General features: G+C 58.3%; 18 protein-coding genes and 6 tRNA genes. 9 read left to right on the plus strand and 15 right to left on the minus strand.

Annotation, left to right across the window (positions count from 1 at the left end; genetic code table 11):
* Window positions 1–47 precede the first annotated feature (47 nt).
* Window positions 48–2,066 carry an NAD-dependent DNA ligase LigA gene (gene ligA, locus K7H94_RS05590; protein WP_222951767.1) on the plus strand — a complete coding sequence of 673 codons (2,019 nt, stop codon included), beginning with the start codon at window positions 48–50 and terminating at the stop codon, window positions 2,064–2,066.
* A 1-nt stretch (window position 2,067) separates the two neighbouring features.
* Window positions 2,068–2,286, plus strand: a complete 219-nt coding sequence (locus K7H94_RS05595) for a DUF3820 family protein (protein ID WP_021508087.1) — start codon at window positions 2,068–2,070, stop codon at window positions 2,284–2,286.
* Between the two features lie 31 nt (window positions 2,287–2,317).
* Here K7H94_RS05595 and K7H94_RS05600 read toward each other — a convergent pair whose 3' ends face one another.
* Window positions 2,318–3,319 carry a bile acid:sodium symporter family protein gene (locus K7H94_RS05600; RefSeq protein ID WP_021508088.1) on the minus strand — a complete coding sequence of 334 codons (1,002 nt, stop codon included), beginning with the start codon at window positions 3,317–3,319 and terminating at the stop codon, window positions 2,318–2,320.
* 101 nt (window positions 3,320–3,420) lie between these two features.
* Here K7H94_RS05600 and K7H94_RS05605 point away from each other — a divergent pair, with 101 nt between their 5' ends.
* The gene (locus tag K7H94_RS05605) at window positions 3,421–4,341 is read left to right on the plus strand and encodes a LysR family transcriptional regulator (protein ID WP_222951768.1); all 921 of its coding nucleotides are present in this window, start codon (window positions 3,421–3,423) and stop codon (window positions 4,339–4,341) included.
* Here the strand turns inward: K7H94_RS05605 and K7H94_RS05610 are convergent.
* From K7H94_RS05610 to K7H94_RS05630, 5 genes are all read right to left on the minus strand, one after another.
* A complete protein-coding gene (locus tag K7H94_RS05610) occupies window positions 4,338–4,694 on the minus strand; it encodes a FlxA-like family protein (protein ID WP_150058728.1) in 357 nt (118 codons plus the stop codon). The genes K7H94_RS05605 and K7H94_RS05610 overlap by 4 nt on opposite strands.
* A gap of 545 nt (window positions 4,695–5,239) precedes the next feature.
* Window positions 5,240–5,315, minus strand: a tRNA-Lys gene (locus K7H94_RS05615).
* Between the two features lie 4 nt (window positions 5,316–5,319).
* Window positions 5,320–5,395, minus strand: a tRNA-Val gene (locus K7H94_RS05620).
* A gap of 41 nt (window positions 5,396–5,436) precedes the next feature.
* Window positions 5,437–5,512, minus strand: a tRNA-Val gene (locus K7H94_RS05625).
* Window positions 5,513–5,553: 41 nt separating this feature from the next.
* Window positions 5,554–5,629: transfer RNA gene (locus tag K7H94_RS05630), tRNA-Val, on the minus strand.
* Between the two features lie 273 nt (window positions 5,630–5,902).
* Between K7H94_RS05630 and gltX the strand changes: the two genes are divergently transcribed.
* A complete protein-coding gene (gltX, locus tag K7H94_RS05635) occupies window positions 5,903–7,324 on the plus strand; it encodes a glutamate--tRNA ligase (protein WP_058776541.1) in 1,422 nt (473 codons plus the stop codon).
* 83 nt (window positions 7,325–7,407) lie between these two features.
* Here gltX and K7H94_RS05640 read toward each other — a convergent pair whose 3' ends face one another.
* A complete protein-coding gene (locus K7H94_RS05640) occupies window positions 7,408–7,761 on the minus strand; it encodes a YfeC-like transcriptional regulator (RefSeq protein ID WP_222951769.1) in 354 nt (117 codons plus the stop codon).
* Window positions 7,762–7,872: 111 nt separating this feature from the next.
* Window positions 7,873–8,661, minus strand: a complete 789-nt coding sequence (locus K7H94_RS05645; protein ID WP_021508241.1) for a formate/nitrite transporter family protein — start codon at window positions 8,659–8,661, stop codon at window positions 7,873–7,875.
* Window positions 8,662–9,022: 361 nt separating this feature from the next.
* On the opposite strand from K7H94_RS05645, the gene K7H94_RS05650 reads away from it, so the two are divergent.
* A tRNA-Ala gene (locus tag K7H94_RS05650) sits at window positions 9,023–9,098 on the plus strand.
* Window positions 9,099–9,142: 44 nt separating this feature from the next.
* Window positions 9,143–9,218: transfer RNA gene (locus K7H94_RS05655), tRNA-Ala, on the plus strand.
* A gap of 125 nt (window positions 9,219–9,343) precedes the next feature.
* On the opposite strand, the gene K7H94_RS05660 is transcribed toward K7H94_RS05655, so the two are convergent.
* The 5 genes from K7H94_RS05660 to K7H94_RS05680 all read right to left on the minus strand — a co-directional run bounded on the left by K7H94_RS05660 (window position 9,344) and on the right by K7H94_RS05680 (window position 14,994).
* Entirely contained in the window at window positions 9,344–10,960 is a 1,617-nt protein-coding gene (locus tag K7H94_RS05660; protein WP_222951770.1) for a rhodanese homology domain-containing protein, read from the minus strand.
* Window positions 10,953–11,543, minus strand: a complete 591-nt coding sequence (locus tag K7H94_RS05665) for a cysteine dioxygenase family protein (RefSeq protein ID WP_021508243.1) — start codon at window positions 11,541–11,543, stop codon at window positions 10,953–10,955. Before K7H94_RS05665 ends, K7H94_RS05660 begins: the two co-directional genes overlap by 8 nt.
* Entirely contained in the window at window positions 11,540–12,523 is a 984-nt protein-coding gene (locus K7H94_RS05670; protein WP_021508244.1) for an ABC transporter substrate-binding protein, read from the minus strand. Before K7H94_RS05670 ends, K7H94_RS05665 begins: the two co-directional genes overlap by 4 nt.
* Entirely contained in the window at window positions 12,523–13,611 is a 1,089-nt protein-coding gene (locus tag K7H94_RS05675) for an LLM class flavin-dependent oxidoreductase (protein ID WP_021508245.1), read from the minus strand. The genes K7H94_RS05670 and K7H94_RS05675 overlap by 1 nt, the downstream gene beginning before the upstream one ends.
* 192 nt (window positions 13,612–13,803) lie before the next feature.
* On the minus strand, window positions 13,804–14,994 hold the full coding sequence (locus tag K7H94_RS05680) for a NupC/NupG family nucleoside CNT transporter (RefSeq protein WP_141496629.1): 1,191 nt from the start codon (window positions 14,992–14,994) through the stop codon (window positions 13,804–13,806).
* Between the two features lie 370 nt (window positions 14,995–15,364).
* Here K7H94_RS05680 and K7H94_RS05685 point away from each other — a divergent pair, with 370 nt between their 5' ends.
* Window positions 15,365–16,606, plus strand: a complete 1,242-nt coding sequence (locus K7H94_RS05685) for an Nramp family divalent metal transporter (RefSeq protein WP_021508247.1) — start codon at window positions 15,365–15,367, stop codon at window positions 16,604–16,606.
* A 50-nt stretch (window positions 16,607–16,656) separates the two neighbouring features.
* On the opposite strand, the gene K7H94_RS05690 is transcribed toward K7H94_RS05685, so the two are convergent.
* Window positions 16,657–17,001: a DUF2502 domain-containing protein gene (locus tag K7H94_RS05690; protein WP_222951771.1), complete on the minus strand. Its 345-nt coding sequence runs from the start codon at window positions 16,999–17,001 to the stop codon at window positions 16,657–16,659.
* Window positions 17,002–17,158: 157 nt separating this feature from the next.
* Complete coding sequence (gene mgrA / locus K7H94_RS05695) at window positions 17,159–18,148, minus strand: L-glyceraldehyde 3-phosphate reductase (protein WP_222951772.1); 990 nt, start codon at window positions 18,146–18,148, stop codon at window positions 17,159–17,161.
* Window positions 18,149–18,361: 213 nt separating this feature from the next.
* On the opposite strand from mgrA, the gene K7H94_RS05700 reads away from it, so the two are divergent.
* Window positions 18,362–20,023 carry an alpha-keto acid decarboxylase family protein gene (locus K7H94_RS05700; protein ID WP_222951773.1) on the plus strand — a complete coding sequence of 554 codons (1,662 nt, stop codon included), beginning with the start codon at window positions 18,362–18,364 and terminating at the stop codon, window positions 20,021–20,023.
* A gap of 154 nt (window positions 20,024–20,177) precedes the next feature.
* Window positions 20,178–21,143, plus strand: a complete 966-nt coding sequence (gene glk, locus K7H94_RS05705) for a glucokinase (RefSeq protein WP_058781785.1) — start codon at window positions 20,178–20,180, stop codon at window positions 21,141–21,143.
* Window positions 21,144–21,145: the final 2 nt, after the last annotated feature.

Here is a 21,145-nt window from a genome sequence, read left to right on the forward strand (position 1 = left end):
ACTAAATAACCCCCGCTTGCCGGGGGTTTTTTATCGGACGAGAGAATATGACATCGGTTCAGGAGCAGATCACCGCGCTGCGCACCACGTTACGCCACCACGAATACCTCTATCACGTGATGGATACGCCGGAAATCCCGGATGCAGAATATGACCGATTGATGCGCGAACTGCGTGAGCTGGAGAGCGCGCATCCCGATTTAATCACCCCGGATTCTCCCACCCAGCGCGTGGGCGCGGCACCGCTTGCCACCTTTGAACAGGTGCGCCACGAAGTGCCGATGCTGTCGCTCGATAACACCTTTGATGAAGCCGGATTTCTTGCCTTCAATAAGCGCGTGCAGGATCGCCTGAAAAGCACTGACGATCTCACCTATTGCTGCGAGCTGAAGCTGGATGGTCTGGCAGTAAGTTTACTGTATGAAAACGGCCTGCTGGTGCGTGCCGCCACGCGCGGCGATGGCACCACCGGCGAAAACATCACGGCGAACGTGCGCACCATTCACGCCATTCCGCTGCGCCTGCACGGCGACAATATTCCGGCGCGGGTAGAAGTGCGCGGCGAAGTGTTCATGACTGAAAGCGGCTTTGAGAAGTTGAATGAGGAAGCGCGACGCACCGGCGGCAAAGTGTTTGCCAACCCGCGTAATGCGGCGGCCGGCTCGCTGCGCCAGCTCGATCCGCGTATCACCGCGAAACGTCCGCTGACCTTCTTCTGCTACGGCTTAGGCCTGCTGGAGGGCGGCGAAATGCCTGCCAGCCACTGGCAGCGTCTGCAACAGTTTAAGGCCTGGGGATTACCGGTCAGCGATCGGATTCGCCTGGTGCACACCGCGGATGAGGTGCTGGCATTTTATCGCCAGGTTGAGCAGGACCGCCCGTCACTCGGCTTTGATATTGACGGCGTGGTGATCAAAGTCGATTCGCAGGCGCTGCAGGAGCAGCTGGGCTTTGTGGCGCGCGCACCGCGCTGGGCGGTGGCATTCAAGTTCCCGGCGCAGGAGCAGATGACGGTGGTGCGCGACGTCGAGTTTCAGGTTGGACGTACCGGCGCGATTACGCCGGTGGCGCGCCTCGAACCGGTGCAGGTCGCGGGCGTGATAGTCAGTAATGCGACGCTGCACAACGCCGATGAAATCGCCCGGCTGGGGCTGCGTATCGGTGACAAAGTGGTGATTCGTCGCGCGGGTGACGTGATTCCGCAGGTGGTCAACGTGGTGGAATCTGAGCGTCCGGCGGATGCGCGCGAGATTGTGTTTCCCAGCCACTGTCCGGTTTGCGGTTCTGACGTAGAGCGTGTGGAAGGCGAAGCCGTAACGCGCTGTACCGGCGGGCTGATTTGCGGCGCGCAGCGCAAAGAGGCGCTGAAGCACTTTGTCTCACGCCGTGCGATGGACGTGGACGGCATGGGCGATAAAATCATCGACCAGCTGGTGGAAAAAGAGTACGTCAAAACCCCGGCCGACCTGTTCCGTCTCACCGCCGGCAAGCTGACCGGACTGGACCGCATGGGGCCCAAATCGGCGCAAAACGTGGTGGACGCGCTGGAAAAAGCCAAATTCACCACGCTGCCGCGCTTCCTGTATGCGCTCGGCATCCGCGAAGTGGGCGAGGCGACGGCGGCCAACCTGGCGAACCACTTTGGCGAGCTGGAAAAGGTCATGAACGCCGATCTCGATGCGTTAATCGCGGTACAGGACGTCGGCAAAGTGGTGGCAGCGCACGTGCGCAACTTCATGGAAGAGGAGAGTAACCGTGAAGTGATCCGCCAGCTGACGGAGGAGGTGGGCGTGCACTGGCCGGCGGTGGTGGTGGTCAAAGCCGAAGAGATCGACAGCCCGTTCGCCGGAAAAACCGTGGTACTGACTGGCTCGCTGTCGCAGATGAACCGTGACGATGCCAAAGCGCGGCTGACGGCGCTGGGAGCCAAAGTCAGCGGCAGCGTATCGAAAAAAACCGATCTGCTGATCGCCGGTGAGGCCGCCGGTTCCAAGCTGGCAAAAGCGCAGGAGCTGGGGATTGCGGTGATCGATGAAGCCGAAATGATTCGGTTACTGGGCGCCTGAGATGGATAAGCAGCAGCTGGTTGAGATTGCCAATACCGCGATGCCGTTTGGCAAATACAAAGGGCGGATGCTGATCGATGTGCCGGAAGAGTATCTGCTGTGGTTTGCGCGTAAAAATGAGTTTCCCGCCGGCAAACTGGGTGAGCTGATGCAGCTGACGCTGGCGATCAAAATCGAAGGCTTACAGGGCTTAGTTAAACCGCTCAAGCGCAGTGAATAAGTGACAGGCCCGCAATTGCGAGCCTGATGTTTTATGACTTCTGCGCTTCAATCTGTTGCTTCGCCAGCTTCTTCTCATTGCCGGCTTTATAGCGCTGGGCAATGAACGAGCACACCATCAGCTGGACCTGATGGAAGATCATCAGCGGCAGGACAATAATCCCCACCGCGCTGGCCGGGAACAGAATGTTAGCCATCGGCACGCCGTTTGCCAGGCTCTTTTTCGAGCCGCAAAACAGCACCACAATCTCATCCGCACGGCTAAAGCCAAACAGCCGGGAAGCGCCAAGGTTGATGGCCAGTGCGACGAACAGAATCAGCAGGCTGCCAGCCAGAATCCACAGCAGGGTATCAACGCCGACGCGATGCCAGATGCCGTTAACCACCGCCTCACTGAACGCCGAATAGACCACCAGCAGAATCGAGGTTTGATCGGTTTTGCCAATCAGGCTGCGATGCTTCTCCACCCAGCCACCAATCCAGCGACGTGCCAGGTGGCCCAGCACAAAGGGCACCAGCAACTGCAGCATGATTTTACCAATCTGCTCCAGACCGTTGCCCGGTGCATCGCTGTGCACATTCATCACCAGGTTAACCAGCAGCGGCGAAATAAAGACACCCAGCAGACTGGAGGCGGAGGCAGCACACACCGCCGCGGCAACGTTACCGCCCGCCATGGAGGTGAAAGCAATCGCGGACTGCACCGTCGCCGGCAGGATACACAGGTAGAGGAAACCGGTGTAGATCTCCGCGCCGACGTTGACCGGATGCCACCACACCAGCAGCAGGCCAAGGATCGGGAAAATCACGAAGGTACTGCACATAATCCACAGATGCAGCCGCCAGTGGCTGCTGCCGGCGATGATCTTCTCGCGCGACAGTTTGGCACCGTGCATGAAGAACAGCAGGGCGATGGCCGCGGTGGTCAGGTATTCGAAGAAATCGACAAACCCGCCTTTGGCCGGGAAGAAGCTGGCCAGCAGCACGGTGATGATGAGTTTGACCATCATCGGGTCAAGTCGTAAAAAGCCCATTGTTACAATCCGGTTAAATGTAATAAATGATGTTGCTGATTGTGCGTCAGTCGCGTTTAGAAATAAAATTGATTTATTGCATTAATCTATGAGCGTAATCGATGAATTACACCTTACGACAGTTGCGCACCTTTGTGGCGGTGGCGCAGCACGGCAGTTTCAGCCAGGCAGGGCAGGCGATTGGGCTGAGCCAGTCGGCTGTCAGTCACAGTATTAAAGAGCTGGAAGCGGAGATGAGCGTACGGCTGCTGGATCGCACCACGCGCGAGGTGTTACTGAGCGAAGCCGGACAGCAACTGGCAACGCGGCTGGAACGACTGCTGGAGGAACTGAATACCACGCTGCTGGATGTGCGCAGCTATGGCGAGCAGCGCAGCGGCACGGTGCGCGTGGCGGCCAGCCAGACGCCCTCGGCGCATCTGATGCCGCAATGTCTGGCTAGCAGCCAGCTGCGCTACCCCGACATTCGGGTGATTCTGCACGACCGCGTGCAGCAGTGGGTATTGCAGAGCGTGCGCAATGCGGAAGTCGATTTTGGCATCGTCATCGGTCCGCTGCAGGATGCGGATTTCGATAGCGAGGAGATTCTGCAGGAGCCGTTTTTACTGTTGTGCCATCAGGATGATGCGCTGGCGCAGGTGCCGCAGGCTCAGTGGTCAATGCTGGCTGGTCGCGCTATGGTACTGCAGGATTACGCGTCGGGCAGCCGTTTGCTGGTCGATGCCGCATTGCAGCGGCTGGCGCTGAACGTGCAGGTGGTGCAGGAGATTGGCCATCCGGCCACGCTTTATCCGATGGTGGAAGCGGGCATTGGCATCAGTATCTTACCGGCACTGGCGCTGCCGCTGCCGTCCGGACGTAAGCTAACGGTGCGCCGGCTCTATCCGGAGATCAATCGCAGCCTGATGCTGATTAAACGCAAAAATCGGTCACTCACCCCGGCAGCGGAGGCTATCTGGCAGGAAGTGCGTCAGCAGGCGGCGCTGCTGACGCAGGATCGCGCGCTTAATCCGGCGTTTTAAACATAAACGTCAAGTTGGTTGCTGTCGGTTGGGCGGTTGATGCCATCCGCTTTCACTGCAGTAACCTCCTGTTTCTCCTGCTTCTGCTCCGCTTTCTCCTTTTCCTGCTTCTGCAACTGCTGGATTTGCGCCTGCAGCAGCTGAATCTGCGCGTTAATCGTCTCCTGCTTATCCTTTCTTTGCTTCTCGGTCAGGCTTTTGTCCTTCGCGATGTCTTTCAGTTCATCGTTCAGGCTGGCGATTTGTTTGGTCAGGCTGGCGATTTTCGAGGCGCTATCGCTACTGCCGGATGTGCTTCCGGAGCTGGAAGTACTGCTGCTGCCAATATTGGTATTGGTCGAAATGGTGGTCATAACGTTCTCCTTGCAAATGTGCCCTTTCGTTATCGGAACGCAGCCGCTGCGGCTTGAGGGTGAGAGGTGTTAAATTTGCGAAAAGGTTTCGTCAGGAACGAGGGCGGAAGGGGATAGAGCGGGCACGGCCTCAGGCTGAGCGGGGTCTTTCTTCACAGCTGAAGCGGAAAAGCGCCCTGAGAATGTATGAGCGGTCAGATATGGCAACCGCAAGTCGCACCCTATTCGTAGCGGCGCGATTCATCGCGCAATAAATTGCGCCGCTACCAAACGTGCAACCGTGGTTGAATGCAGTTTCAGCTTCACTGTCAGCCTGGGGAGTGGGATGTGAAGAAACGAAAAAAGCGCCCTAAGGACGTAAGAGCAACCAGGTAAGGCAACCGCAAATCGCACACCATTTGTAGCGGCGCGATTCATCGCGCAATAAATTGCGCCGCTACCAAACGTGCAACAGTGGTTGAATGCAGTTTCAGCTTAACTGGCAGCCTGGAGGGTGGGATGTGAAGAAACGAAAAAAGCGCCCTGAGGGCGCTCTTTTCTGAATTTGGTGGGTCGTGCAGGATTCGAACCTGCGACCAATTGATTAAAAGTCAACTGCTCTACCAACTGAGCTAACGACCCGAAGTGGTGGGTGATGACGGGCTCGAACCGCCGACCCCCTCCTTGTAAGGGAGATGCTCTACCAACTGAGCTAATCACCCACTTCGGTACTGCTTAACAAGAGTGTCATCTGACTAAGATATGGTGGGTGATGACGGGCTCGAACCGCCGACCCCCTCCTTGTAAGGGAGATGCTCTACCAACTGAGCTAATCACCCATATCTTATCTCTTGTTCACTGCGGGCCATCTCATTAAGAGTGGTGGGTGATGACGGGCTCGAACCGCCGACCCCCTCCTTGTAAGGGAGATGCTCTACCAACTGAGCTAATCACCCCCGCTGTGTGGAGTCGCATTATAGGGATCCTTCGAAGTGAGTCAACGCTTTTTAAAACATAAATGTGCGTTCGCTTTAAATTTAGACATCATGCAGCGCTTTTAGCCAATGTGCTGGTTTTATTAGCAGAAAAACGCACTTCTGCCCGCGCCGCCAGCGTGACAGTGATTGAGGAATCAGCCTCACCTGCTAGAATATGCGCACTGTTTTTCCGCGTTAACCCGTTTTTTTGTCATCCAGACAACGAAACCTGCGCATTTAAGGCAATGCTGAATGAAAATCAAAACTCGCTTCGCACCCAGCCCGACGGGCTACCTGCACGTCGGTGGTGCGCGTACTGCGCTTTACTCATGGCTTTATGCTCGCCATAACCAGGGCGAATTCGTCCTGCGTATCGAAGATACCGACCTGGAGCGCTCCACGCCGGAAGCGATCGAAGCCATTATGGATGGGATGAACTGGCTGAATCTCGACTGGGATGAGGGCCCGTACTACCAGACCAAACGCTTCGACCGTTATAACGACGTTATCGACGAAATGCTGGAAGCCGGTACTGCTTATAAATGCTATTGCTCGAAAGAGCGTCTGGACGCGCTGCGTGAAGAGCAGATGGAAAAAGGCGAGAAGCCCCGTTATGACGGCCGCTGCCGCGACAGCCATGAACATCATGCTGCCGATGAACCGTGCGTGGTGCGCTTCCGCAACCCGCAGGACGGTTCGGTGATTTTTGACGATCAGATTCGTGGTCCGATCGAATTCAGCAACCAGGAACTGGATGATCTGATCATCCGCCGTACCGACGGTTCACCGACCTACAATTTCTGTGTGGTGGTCGACGACTGGGATATGGGCATCACGCACGTTATTCGTGGTGAAGACCATATCAACAACACGCCGCGTCAGATCAACATCCTGAAAGCGATTGGTGCGGAAGTGCCAACTTATGCGCACGTATCCATGATCCTCGGCGATGACGGCAAAAAGCTGTCCAAGCGTCACGGCGCGGTGGGCGTCATGCAGTATCGCGACGACGGCTACCTGCCGGAAGCGCTGCTTAATTATCTGGTGCGCCTCGGCTGGTCACACGGCGATCAGGAGATTTTCAGCGTGGCGGAAATGACTGAACTGTTCACCCTCGATGCGGTGAGCAAATCGGCCAGCGCCTTCAACACCGAGAAACTGCAGTGGCTCAACCACCACTACATTAATACGCTGCCGCCGGAATATGTCGCGACCCAGCTGCAGTGGCACATCGAGCAGCAGAATATCGATACCCGCACCGGACCGGAGCTGGCGAAGCTGGTGACGCTGCTGGGTGAGCGTTGCAAAACGCTGGTTGAAATCGCCGCGTCCTGCCGCTACTTCTATGAAGAGTTTGACGCGTTTGATGCGGACGCAGCGAAAAAGCATCTGCGTCCGGTGGCGCGTCAGCCGCTGGAAGTGGTGCGCGACAAGCTGGCGGCCATCAGCGACAGCGACTGGAATGCGGAAAACGTGCATCACGCCATTCAGGCTGCTGCGGATGAACTCGAGCTCGGCATGGGCAAAGTCGGTATGCCGCTGCGCGTTGCCGTAACCGGTGCCGGCCAGTCGCCTGGACTCGACGTGACGGTGGAAGCCATCGGCCGCAGCCGCAGCGTGGCGCGTATCGAAAAAGCGCTGGCGTTCATCGCGGAGCGTGAAGCACAGGCCTGATTGAGCTGAACATCGGCCTGTCAGGCTGCTGTGATAAGGCAGGCAACAAAAAAGCCGGAAGCATCTCACTGCTTCCGGCTTTTCTATTCTTCCTGGATTCCTAACCGCTGTAATACGCCCCTGATCCCTTCCCGCAATAACAGCGCCGCCAGTTGTTCCTGTTCGGTGGCCGTCATTTGCTGGACAGAATTTATTAATAACGCAGGTAACGTATTTTGCTGAACGCCGTAATTCGCCGCCGGTTCGTTTGCATGGCGGGTGGACTGAATGAAGCTTTTGACACGCTCATCAATGTGGATTAATCGCGCCTTACCGCCCTGTACACCGGGCTTGGGCGTGGTCGTCCAGTTTTCACGCTTGATCCATTTATTCACCGTCTGCCGACTGTAGCCCGTTTCCAGCGCGAGCTCTTCGGGAGTGAGCCATTCCTTTTTCACGATGCTGTCCCTGTTAAATACATTAGCTCTACATATTACAACAAAACGTTACGGGGAAAAGTAATCAAGGCAGAAAATGCCTTTTGCTGTGCGACAAAAGGCAAAATCGGTTTACTGCGCTTCGCTGACCGCCGCCTGTGCCGGACGGAAGGCGAGGAAATAGGTGAGGCCGACAAAGATCGCACCGCCCACACCATTACCTAAAAATACCGCAACCACGTTAGGTGCAAATTCTGCCCAGCTCATCTGACCGGCAAAAATTGCGGCAGGCACGATAAACATGTTGGCCACCACGTGCTGGAAACCGATTGCCACGAAGGCCATCACCGGGAACCACATGCCGAAGATTTTGCCGACCATATCTTTACTGGCGAAGGCCAGCCATACCGCCAGGCACACCAGCCAGTTGCAGCCGATGCCGGAGATGAACGCGTGCATGAAATCGGCGTTCACTTTGGCATGGGCGATCGCCACGGTTTTCTTCAGATAGTCGCCTTCGGTCATGCCGAGCAGATGGCCGAAGAACCATGCTACCGCAACGCTGCCAATAAAATTGGCGATGGTGACCCAAAACCAGTTACGCAGCACGCTGAAACCGCTAATGCGGCGCGCGAACCAGGCAATGGGCAGCGTCATCATGTTGCCGGTCAGCAGTTCGCCACCCGCCAGCACGGTCAGAATCAGTCCGACCGGGAATACCGCCGCACCGAGGAAGCCGGCAAACGAGCCCCATTCAGCAGGCAGCTGGTTAATAACGTGCAGATCGAGCAGGAAGCCGGTGGCGATAAACGCGCCAGCCATAAAGCCAAGAATTAATAAGGTGGAAACCGGCAGACGGCTTTTAGCCACGCCGGCCTGAATCGCCAGTTGCGCGATCTCTTTAGGTGTATGCAGCGACATAGTTCACTTTTCTTTTATTAAACAAGGAGGACGTGCTGGCCGGTTAGCGAGTGAATACCCTGGACGGCTAACCGGTTAATTAGCGCGCTAAGTTTTACACGCACCATTAACGAAAACAAGCCTGACGCTAACATCTTTAACCTAAAGTTAACCTCGGCGTGGCGCACCGTTGAGGCGGCGTTGAGATAACGGCTGAGGGCAGGGATGATGAGTACGCGCTGCGCTGAAAAAAAAGCCACGGCGACACAGGGTTGCCGCCTTTTTCAGCGATCGCACGCAGAACGAGAATTTGCCGTTGACACTCAAACAGCGGTCTCATATTATGCCGTCCGTCGAGGTAACTCGGCGGTTTTTTCGGTACGGGGCTATAGCTCAGCTGGGAGAGCGCTTGCATGGCATGCAAGAGGTCAGCGGTTCGATCCCGCTTAGCTCCACCAAACCGCTCCCAACGGTTTGCACTGAAAAAACGAATTCCAGATGTGGGGGTATAGCTCAGCTGGGAGAGCGCTTGCATGGCATGCAAGAGGTCAGCGGTTCGATCCCGCTTATCTCCACCAATTCTCTGTTCGTTCAGAACAAACGTACTTAAAACCCGATAATAATACTGCCCGTTTGCGCAGTGTGACGTTACATTCGCCGACTGGCTGCGCGCAATGGCGCTGACCTGCAGCGCCTTTCCGTGTTAAACCGTCACGGCCTGTGGCTGCAGCTGCAGCACGCGAAAACCGTGGGTACCGTCGCGATCCAGTTGCGCCACCAGACCATATTCCCAGTCGAGATAGGCCTGCATCACGTCCGGTTCAATATCGGTGCCTTCGTACGGGCGGCGATAACGATCGATGGGCGGCGAGAGCAGGCGCTGCTCGCCCTGTTCGGTGGGCAGACCGGCGGCGCGCCAGGCTGCATTGCCTCCCGCCAGCACCCGCACCGGTTTGCCGGTCAGCGTGGCAATTTGCTCCACGGCATAGCTGGCCAGCAGACTGCTGCCGCAGGTCAGCACATAGCGGCCAGCATCGGGCAGTAGTGCCTTGCCCTGCTGCTGCAGGGTGGAACGCAGCAGCCAGGCCGCACCGGGAATATGGCTGTTGCGGTAATTGGCGAGCGTGGTGAAATCCAGCACCTGCGTGTCGCCAGCCGCCAGCCACTCGGCCAGCTGCGCGGGTGAGATCGATTCCGGCGCAGCAACCGGCGCGACCTGCGGCTGCCAGCTACCGACAGCGCTGAAATCGCTGGCCTGCAACGCGTCAAGCACCGCCACCTGCCAGCCAAGCTGCGCCAGCCAGGAGCCGGTCATATTGGCGCGGACACCGTCATCATCCACCAGCACGATACGCGCACCGCGCACGCTGGCGTAATGATCGGTCTCCTGTACCAGCTGGCCGCCCGCCACGTGGCGGCTGCCCGGCAGATGACCGGCGGCGTACTCTTCGGCATCACGCACGTCGAACAGGTAGGTGGTGCGTGCTTCCTGCTGCCAGCGCGTCAGCGTCGCCAGAGGAATGCGTGTCACGCCAGCACGATCGGCAATAGCGCGGGCCTGGCTCGCGGCCTGACGTTGCGCGGTTTCGCTGGCGTTGCCATAGCGGCGGCTCTGCCCATGCTCCAGCGTATGACCGGCCAGCGTCCAGCCAATGGTGCCGTTGCGCAGCGCGAATACCGGATTACGAATACCGGCATTGACCAGCGACTGCGTGCCAATAATGCTGCGCGTGCGTCCGGCGCAATTCACAATCACCGTGGTGCGCGGTGAGGGGGCTATATCGCGCACGCGCAGCACCAGTTCGCCGCCCGGTACGCTGGTGGCGCCCGGAATGCTCATGGTGTGATATTCATCGAAGCGCCGCGCATCCAGCACCACCACGTCGGCATCATCGCTAATCAGCGCCTGTACCTCATCGGCGGAGAGCGAAGGCGTGCGGGCATGATGTTCCACCAGTTCGCCAAACGCTTTGCTGGGTGAATTAACATCGATAAACAGCTCGCCGCCAGCCGCCTGCCAGCCGGCTAAATCATCGGTTAGTAGCGTGACCTGCTGATAACCCAGCGCGGCGAGACGTTCAGCGGCGGTCTGCGCCAGGCCTTCGCCGTTGTCATACAGCGTAATGGCGGTGTGACGTTGGGGAATGCGGTCCAGCAGCTCCAGCTCCAGCTTTGACAGCGGAATGTTGACGGCAAACAGCGGATGCCCGGTGGCAAACAGCGCCTCATCGCGCACGTCAATGATCGCCACTTCCTGTTGCTGACGCAGCGCTGTCAGCAGTTCCGCCGCCTGGCGAAACGGGAAAACCGGTTTAGTCATGTGAAAGGTCCCAAATGTTAGGTAGATAACGGTTGCTGTAGCCGGAAATAAAGCGTTTTTCGTGGCCGTCGGCGGTGTAGACCGCGCGCTCAACCGCGCCGATATTCGCGCCATACACGTGGATACTGACAGAGACGCGATCGTCATAGGCGTTGCTGACGCGATGGATATCACCGACTGTCGGCGACACCGCCTCCACGCTGCCGGGTTCAAGCCGCACCGGCGCACCTTCTGCCTGTAAACCGTGCGGGCCCGGCTGCCACGATTGTGAAATCTCGGCGCCGCGCAGCATGCCAATCAGGCCCCAGACGCGGTGATCGTGAATCGGCGTCTGCTGACCCGGCCCCCAGACAAAACTCACCACGGAAAAGCGCTGCTGCGCATCGGCATACAGCAGATATTGCTGATAGTGCTGCGGATGGGGCTGGGTAAACGCCTCATCCAGCCAGTCATCGTGGCGAATCAGTTCGGCCAGCCAGCCGCTGCCCTGCCGCAAAAGGGTCGCTTCGTCCGGCTGGCTGTCGAGCAGAGTGGCCAGCCGGGCGACGAAGGTGCGCAGGCGATGGTGCTGATAATCACTCATGATTTGTCTCCCGGCGCGTGCTGGGCGATGCGGTTAGCGGCGGCTGACAGACTGAAGTCAAACGCCTGGCTGACATCGACCTGCTTTGGCAACACCTGATAACGATGGAAAAAGTCGGCGGATTTCTGCAGCGTGGCAATCAGGTGCGTGTCAAACACCAGCGGGCGGATGCGCGCATCGTCAATCCAGCTGCGGGTAATGGCGGGGGGCATATTCAGGGTTTGGCTCAGCACGCCGGCGAATTCCTGCGGATGGTGTTGCGCCCAGATTTGCGCCTTCGCCAGTCGCGCCAGCAGATCAGCAATCGCTTCCCGCTTGCCGGCGTCCTGCAACGCTTCATTGCGGGCCAGCGCGTAGGAGTAACCAGACATAATGCCTTTACCCCCGCCGTCCGGCACGCGCACCGTGCCGTCGATGGCGGTCGAGGTGGCAATATAAGGCTCCCACGGCGCCCAGGCCGCGACCGCACCGGACGTCAGCGCCGCGCGACCATCCACCGGTCCGAGGAAGCGCAGCGTGACATCCTGCGGCGTCAGGCCAGCGCGCTCCAGCAAGCCCAGCAGCAGATAGTGTCCCCAGCCGCCGCGGTTGACCGCGATCTGCTTACCTTTCAAATCCTGCAGCCGGTGAATGCCGGCGTCGGGGCGGGTCAGCAGGGCGATGCTGTCCGGGTTATTCTGCCAGGCACCCACGGCTTTCACCGGCGCGCCTGCCGCATAGACAAACAGAAACGGCAAATCACCGGTAAAGCCAACGTCGAGCGCCCCGGCATTGAGCGCTTCCTGCACCGGCGCGCCGGAGTCAAAGGCGGTGAGCTTAAGATCGTAAGGCAGATTGTTCAGTTCGCCCGAGGCTTTCAGGGCGGCAAAACGATCGCCTTTAACATCGCCAAGGCGCAGCGTGACTTTATCGGCCGCCAGTAGCGGCTGGAGTGACGCGAGGGCCAGCGCAACACCGGCAAACAGAGCGGCGAGACGCATCAGGCGCTCCTTTTTTCAGTTGCGCTGAGCGCAGCCACTTTTTCACGCGTCAGCGGCAGCAGTTCACGGCCGTATTCCACCGCATCATTCAGCGGGTCAAATCCGCGGATCAGCACGCTATGAATGCCGAGGCGATAATAATCCAGCAGCGCCTCAGAAACCTGATCCGGCGTGCCGACCAGCGCGGTGGAGTTGTAGCCGCCCTGCACCAGTTTTGCCACGCCGGTCCACAACACTTTGTCGTGGCGTTCGCTCTCATGCGCCGCCGCCAGCAGACGCTGCGCACCGACACTCTGCGGCTTCGGCAAACCAAAGGTATAGCCGGTCTCCGCCAGCTGCTTCTCTGCGGTGGCGCGGATATGTTCGGCGCGCTCCCAGGCTTCTTTTTCGGTGTTACCCAGAATAGGCCGGAAGGAGATGTTAAACGCAATCTGGCGCCCCTGCGCGGCCGCCGCCGCACGCACATTACGTACCGTCTCGGCCGCGCCTTTTAACGGTTCGCCCCACAGCGCGAAGACATCGGCATGCCGCGCCGCCACGTCAATCGCCTCCGGTGACGATCCGCCGAAATAGATCGGCAGCTTATGTTGCAGCGGTTTGATGGCAGAGAAAGCCTGCTCAGCCTGGTAAAACCGGCCCTGATGATCGTAAGGCTGCGGCGATTCAAGGCTCTGTTTCAGCACGCTAAGAAATTCGTCGGTGCGCGCATAGCGTTCAGCCTTGCTGAGAAAATCACCGTCGCGGCGCTGTTCGCTGTCGCTGCCGCCGCTGATAATGTGCACGGCCAGGCGGCCGTCGGTGAGATGGTCGAGCGAAGCCAGCTTGCGGGCCGCCAGCGTGGGCGCGACAAACCCCGGACGGTGCGCCAGCAGGAATTTAATTTTCTGGGTATGCGCCGCTGCGTGAGCGGTGACCAGAAAGCCATCGGGTTGATCGGACCAGTAGCCGACAAGGATGCGGTCGAAACCGGCCGCTTCATGGGCGCGGGCAAAGCGGGCAATGTAATCTTTATCGAACAACGTGCCGGATGCGGGAATGATTTCTGAGGCAAGCCGGTGGCCAATCATGCCAAGGAACTGAATGCTCATGCGATTCTCCTGAGGTGAGGTCAGAAGGAAAAGCTACGGGCGCAGACGGCAACAACGGAAATTCGATATTGTGCAAAGGGTTTGCGGGAAACGGTGAAGCAGGGCGTGACGCGGCGGCAGGCTGACTGGCGCGGGATATAACGCTTAGGTATATAAAAGAAGAGAAGGGCGAGCCGCAGCCCGCCCTGTAGATCAGAAGCCCAGCACCAGACCAGCGATGGCGGCGGAGAGCACGCTCACCAGCGTCGAGCCGTACAGCAGTTTCAGGCCGAAACGTGATACCACGTTACCCTGCTCTTCATGCAGACCTTTGATCGCGCCTGCGACAATGCCGATGGAAGAGAAGTTGGCGAAGGAGACCAGGAACACCGAAAGAATGCCTTCCGCATGCGGCGACAGCTGACCGGCGATTTTCTGCAGGTCCATCATTGCAACGAACTCGTTAGAAACCAGCTTGGTCGCCATGATGCTGCCCACCTGCAGCGCTTCGCTGGATGGCACGCCCATTACCCAGGCAAACGGATAGAACACATAGCCCAGCACGCCCTGGAAGCTGATGCCGAAGATGGTATCAAACAGCGCGTTGAGGCCGGAGATCAGCGCGATAAAACCAATCAGCATCGCCGCAACGATAATCGCCACCTTGAAACCGGCCAGAATGTATTCACCCAGCATCTCAAAGAAGCTCTGACCTTTATGCAGATCCTGCAGCTGCAGGTCTTCTTCGCTTTCCACGCGGTACGGGTTAATCAGCGACAGCACGATAAAGGTACTGAACATGTTGAGCACCAGCGCGGCCACCACGTACTTTGGCTGCAGCATCGTCATATAGGCGCCCACAATCGACATCGACACTGTCGACATCGCGGTGGCTGCCATGGTGTACATGCGGCGCTGTGACATTTTGCCGAGGATATCCTTATAGGCGATAAAGTTTTCTGACTGTCCCAGAATCAGAGAGCTGACGGCGTTAAAGGATTCCAGTTTGCCCATGCCGTTGATCTTCGACAGCACGGTACCGATAGCGCGAATCACCCACGGCAGGATGCGGAAATGCTGCAAAATACCGATCAGGGCCGAGATGAAGACGATAGGGCACAAAACATTGAGGAAGAAAAAGGCCAGCCCTTTCTCGTTCATGTTACCGAACACGAAATTCGTACCCTCTGCTGCATATTTGAGCAGATGATCAAACAGCCCGGCGAAACCTTTAACAAAACCGAGGCCTGCTTCGGAGTTAAGGAAGAACCACGCCAGCAGGACTTCAATTACCAGCAGCTGAACGATATAGCGAATCCGGATACTCTTACGATCGTGACTGACGAGTAACGCCAGCACGGCTACCACCACCAATGCTAAAAGGAAGTGCAAAATATGGGACATATCGGCTCCAAATTTGAGGAGGGTTGTATTTTGCTGCGTATTCTATGTAACGCGTTACTTAAAAACGAGATCAAAACCACAATATAAGTATTCGGTATCGCTTTATTTCTCAGATTAGTCTCACCGCTCACAACCTGTTTACAAAACGATCACAAGAAATATCCACAAAGAGATTGTCTATAATTTGACCCGGGAGTAGAGTGAAACCTGTTGCATAATTTTTAGCAAGCGCTAACTTTACCTTGTGGTATAGCAATGGCTATACTTTATAGCACCATCTATCAATGCGATAACTATAACCAAATTTCACTTGCCTTGAATGCCCCGTAAGCTGGATGGGTCAGACAAGCGTTAGGACAGGGTCAAAACTATGTCAGAAAGTCGCACCGCCGAGCGCGCCGCTCGCGGAGCCAGAAAGATCAAGCTCGCGCTGCTGGGACCGGCCTTCATCGCGGCCATTGGTTATATCGATCCCGGCAACTTTGCCACTAACATCCAGGCGGGGGCCGCGTACGGCTACAAACTGCTGTGGGTGGTGGTGTGGGCCAACATCATGGCGATGCTGATCCAGCTGATGTCCGCCAAGCTGGGCATTGCCACCGGTAAAAACCTTGCCGAGCATATTCGCGATCGCTTCCCGCGCCCGGCGGTGTGGTTCTACTGGGTACAGGCGGAGATCATCGCCATGGCCACCGATCTGGCGGAGTTCATCGGGGCTGCGCTCGGCTTTAAGCTGCTGCTCGGCATCTCGCTGCTGCAGGGCGCGGTGTTAACCGGTATCGCCACGTTCCTGATTCTGATGCTGCAGAACCGTGGACAGAAGCCGCTGGAGCTGGTGATTGGCGGGCTGCTGCTGTTTGTCGCCGCCGCTTATATCGTTGAACTGTTCTTCTCGCAGCCGCGCGTCAGCGATCTGGTGGTGGGCATGGCGCTGCCGAGCCTGCCCACTTCTGACGCGGTATTCCTCGCGGCTGGCGTGCTGGGCGCGACCATTATGCCGCACGTCATTTATCTGCACTCGGCGCTGACGCAGTACGGTAATAAAGGCAGCAAGGCGGAGCGCTACTCCTCCACCAAGCTCGACGTGGCGATCGCCATGACCATTGCCGGTTTCGTTAACCTGGCGATGATGGCCACCGCAGCGGCCGCGTTTCACTTTAGCGGTCACACCAGCATTGTCGATCTCGACCAGGCCTATCTGACGCTGCAGCCGCTGCTGGGTCACGCGGCGGCGATTGTGTTCGGGCTGAGTCTGGTAGCGGCTGGTCTCTCTTCTACCGTGGTGGGCACGCTGGCCGGCCAGGTGGTGATGCAGGGCTTTATCCGCTTCCACATTCCGCTGTGGTTCCGTCGTACTATTACCATGCTGCCGTCCTTTATTGTTATCTGGGCGGGCTGGGATCCGACGCGCATTCTGGTGATGAGCCAGGTGCTGCTGAGCTTCGGTATTGCGCTGGCGCTGATTCCGCTGCTGTCGTTCACCGGTAACCGTGACATCATGGGCGATGAACTAGTGAACTCACGTCTGATGCAAAATGCCGGTCGTCTGATTGTGGTGCTGGTGGTGGCGCTGAATATCTATTTGCTGGTGGGCGAAGCGCTCGGCTGGTAAGCAAATGACTGAATAAAAAAATCCCGGCTGCGTCTGCGCCGGGATTTTTTTTAATGGTGATGATGGTCGTGGCGGTCATGCCGGTGATCGTGACGCCAGTGTTCGCGACGTTCGCGCTCGTGCCAGCGGTGCTCACGTTCACGTTCCCAGGCACGGTGGCGTTTCCACTCTTCGTGACGCCACCAGCGATGATCGTTGTATTGATAGCGATCGTGCCACCAGCGCGGTTCACGCCAGCGACCGCCGTCCCAGTAGTAGCCGCGACGATCGCGATCGCCGAGATGCAGCGTGACGCCAGGGGCCAGATTGATGGTAGCGCTACTGGCTTCAGCTGTGTGCAGCGCCAGAGGGGATAACGTTGCCAGCAAAGCGGCAAACAAAATTGCACGTTTCATACTTTCTCCTCATCGATAGCATCGAGGCTACCGTGGCGCTAGTGTGCCATATCGGACCAGACACGCCTTGAGATTTAGTCTGAAAAAGTGTCAGCGAAAGGTTGCGCAGCGTTTTCTGCTAAGGACAGCGCCCGGAAAAGTCCGGGCGGGTAAACGGTTACACCAGAATTTGCTCAATGGCGGCAATCTCGTCCGCGGTTAATTCAGGCTGGCTCAGCATGTCGACGGCATCATCAATCTGCGCGGTTTTACTGGCGCCAATCAGCACCGACGTGACGCGCGTGTCGCGCAGCACCCAGCGCAGCGCCATTTGCGCCAGCTTTTGACCGCGCTGCTGCGCCAGCGCCTGCAGCTGCTGTACCTTCGCCATCTTCTCTGGCGTTAGCTGGTTTTCGTTGAGGAATTTGCTGCCGCTGGCGATGCGCGAATCCTGCGGAATGCCCTGCAGATAGCGGTCGGTCAGCACGCCACCGGCCAGTGGTGAAAAAGCAATACAGCCGACGCCATTGTCACTCAGCACGTCCAGCAGACCCTGTTCCGGCGTGCGTTCGAACATCGAATAGCGCGGCTGGTGGATCAGGCAGGGGGTGCCGAGATCGCGCAGCATGGCGATAGCGGCGGCGGCTTTATCCGCCGGGTAGTTCGAAATCGCCGCGTACAGCGCTTTACCCTGACGCACCACCTGATCGAGCGCGCGCATGGTCTCTTCCAGCGGCGTTTCCGGATCCGGGCGATGGTGATAAAAGATATCCACGTACTCCAGCCCCATGCGCTTCAGGCTTTGATCGAGGCTGGAAATCAGGTACTTGCGTGAGCCCCAGTCGCCGTACGGACCGTCCCACATGGTGTAACCCGCTTTGGTGGAGATCACCAGCTCGTCGCGCAGGCCGTGAAAATCTTCGCGCAGAATGCGGCCAAAGTTGCTCTCCGCAGAACCGGGCGGCGGCCCGTAGTTATTGGCCAGATCAAAATGGGTTATACCGCGATCGAACGCGTGACGCAGCAGCGCGCGGCTGTTGTCGACGCGCGTGCTGTCGCCAAAGTTGTGCCATAGACCCAGCGAAATCGCCGGCAGCTTCAGGCCGCTGCGGCCGCTGCGGCGATACTGCATCTGGTGATAACGTTCGGCGTGGGGAAAAGTACTCATGCAGCGTTCCTGTCTCAGGTGGGAGAAAGTGGCATCAGCATAGCAGTGTATGCGTTTACACTGCGCCGTAACGCGGCAAAGATCGCAACTTACAGAATTTTCTGTCGTCGTAACGAATGCTTGCCATGCATGACAGCGCGATGATGGTGAAAATCTCGCCAGTTCAGCCACATCGCTAATACTCCTGATCATTCCCCCTCACAGGAGCGGTCGATGAACACTCTTAACGTTGGCGACTATTTACTGCATCGTTTGCACCAGGCGGGTATCCGCCATCTGTTCGGCGTACCCGGCGACTACAACCTGCAATTTCTCGACAGCGTCATTGACCATCCCGGCATTACCTGGGTCGGCTGCGCTAATGAACTCAATGCCGCCTATGCGGCCGATGGTTACGGTCGCTGCAACGGCGCGGCCGCGCTGCTGACCACCTTTGGCGTCGGTGAACTCAGTGCGATTAACGGCATCGCCGGCAGCTACGCCGAATATGTGCCGGTGATTCACATCGTCGGCGCTCCCGCCAGCCACGCCCAGCAGCAGGGCGACTGCGTGCATCATTCGCTCGGCGACGGCGATTTCGGCCATTTTCTGCGCATGGCCCAGGAAGTCAGTGCTGCCAGCGCAGTGCTGAGCGCCGACAACGCCGTGGCTGAAATTGATCGGGTCATCGCCAGCGCGCTGCAGCTGCACCGTCCGGGCTATCTGCTGCTGGCGGTGGATGTCGCCGCCGCCACGGTAACGCTGCCGTCAGCCAGCGCCAGCCCGGTACCGGCTGAAAACCGCGACGTGGCGCAGGCGTTTGCCGCAGCGGCGGAGCGCCTGCTGGCACCGGCGCAGCGCGTGGCGCTGCTGGCCGATTTTCTCGCTGCCCGCTGGCAGCTGCAGGCACCGCTGGCTGAGCTGCGTGCGCTGCGCGCCATTCCGGCTGCCACGCTACTGATGGGCAAGGGCGTGCTGGATGAGCAGCAACCGGGCTTCGTCGGCACCTACGCCGCCAGCGGCAGCCGCGAAACCGTGCGCGCGGCAATTGAAGACACCGATGTCACCCTGTGCGTCGGCGTGCGTTTTACCGACACCCTGACCGCCGGGTTTACCCAGCAGCTGTCGGCGCAGCGGGTGATTGATCTGCAGCCGTTTCATGCCAGCGTCGCCGGAGAAACCTTCGCACCGCTGAGCATGGCGCAGGCGCTGGCCGCGCTGCTGCCGGTTTATCAGCGCCACTGCGCACACTGGGCCACGGGCGAGACCGACATGCCGGACGATGCACCGCCCGCTGCTGCCGCCGTAATCAGTCAGCAGGCTTTCTGGCAGGCGATGCAGCGTTTCCTGCAGCCTGGTGATATTATCCTTGCCGATCAGGGCACGGCGGCGTTTGGTGCTGCCGCGCTGCGTTTACCGCATGATGCGCAGCTGCTGGTACAACCTTTATGGGGTTCCATTGGCTATACTTTACCCGCCACCTTTGGTGCCCAGACGGCGCAGCCCGACCGCCGCGTCATTCTGATCATCGGCGATGGATCGGCGCAGCTGACCATTCAGGAACTGGGATCGATCCAGCGCGACGGCTTAAGCCCGATCATTTTTCTGCTGAATAATGAGGGATACACTGTCGAACGCGCGATCCATGGAGCGGAACAGCGCTACAACGACATCGCGCAGTGGAACTGGACCGCGCTGCCGCAGGCGATGAGCCTGAATTGTGCGGCTCAGAGCTGGCGTATCAGTGAAACGGCGCAGCTCGACGCCGTGATGGCGCTGCTCAGTCAGGCGCGTTGCCTGTCACTGATTGAAGTGGTGATGGAGAAACAGGACTTGCCGCCGCTGCTGCGCACCGTCACGGCGGCGCTGCACCAGCGCAATAGCCACAAAGTTTAGGACAGTTGCCTCTGTACAGTTGGGCTGGCGACAGTCAGGCTGTGCGTCGCACTGAATGACCAACGCTCATCGTGCAAGGTGAGCGTTGTTGTTTTATTGGCAGGCTTTTATAGTGTCCTGCACTTGTTTATGACCCAAGCGGAGCAGCAGAAGAATGACAAAATACGCCCTGGTCGGCGATGTGGGCGGCACTAACGCTCGTCTCGCCTTGTGTGAGGTGGAGACCGGCGCCATCTCCCAGGCCAAAACATTCTCAACATCAGACTACGACAACCTTGAAGCAGTTATCCGTCACTATCTGGATGAGCAAAAACAGGACATAACCGACGGCTGCATCGCCATCGCCTGTCCGATCACCGGCGACTGGGTGGAGATGACCAACCATGACTGGGCCTTCTCAACGCGTCAGATGAAGGAAAGTCTGGGCTTTACTACGCTGGAAATCATTAATGATTTCACCGCGGTTTCTATGGCGATTCCGATGCTGACGGCGCAGGACGTCCTGCAGTTCGGCGGCAAATCGCCGGTGCAGGATAAACCGATTGCCATTTACGGTGCTGGCACCGGGCTCGGCGTCAGCCATCTGGTGCACGTTGATAAGCGCTGGGTCAGCCTGCCGGGTGAGGGCGGTCACGTTGACTTCGCGCCAAACAGTGAAGAAGAGGATGCGATTCTCGAAGTGCTGCGCGCCGAACTGGGTCACGTTTCTGCCGAGCGCGTGCTGTCGGGTTCCGGACTGGTTAACCTGTATCGCGCGATTGTGAAATCCGATCAGCGCGAGCCGGAAAACCTCAAGCCCAAAGATGTCACCGAGCGGGCACTGCAGGACAGCTGCATTGACTGCCGCCGCGCGCTGACGCTGTTCTGCGTCATCATGGGACGGTTTGGCGGCAACCTGGCGCTGAACCTTGGCACCTTTGGCGGCGTCTACATTGCCGGTGGCATCGTGCCGCGCTTCCTCGAGTTCTTTAAAGCGTCCGGTTTCCGTGCGGCGTTTGAAGACAAAGGCCGCTTCCGCGATTACCTCGTTGATATCCCGGTCTACATGATTACTCACGACCAGCCGGGCCTGCTTGGCGCCGGTGCCCATCTGCGCCAGGCGCTGGGGCGCGTGCTGTAATC

It is taken from the genome of Pantoea dispersa (genome assembly GCF_019890955.1).
In the GTDB taxonomy this organism is placed as follows: domain Bacteria; phylum Pseudomonadota; class Gammaproteobacteria; order Enterobacterales; family Enterobacteriaceae; genus Pantoea; species Pantoea dispersa.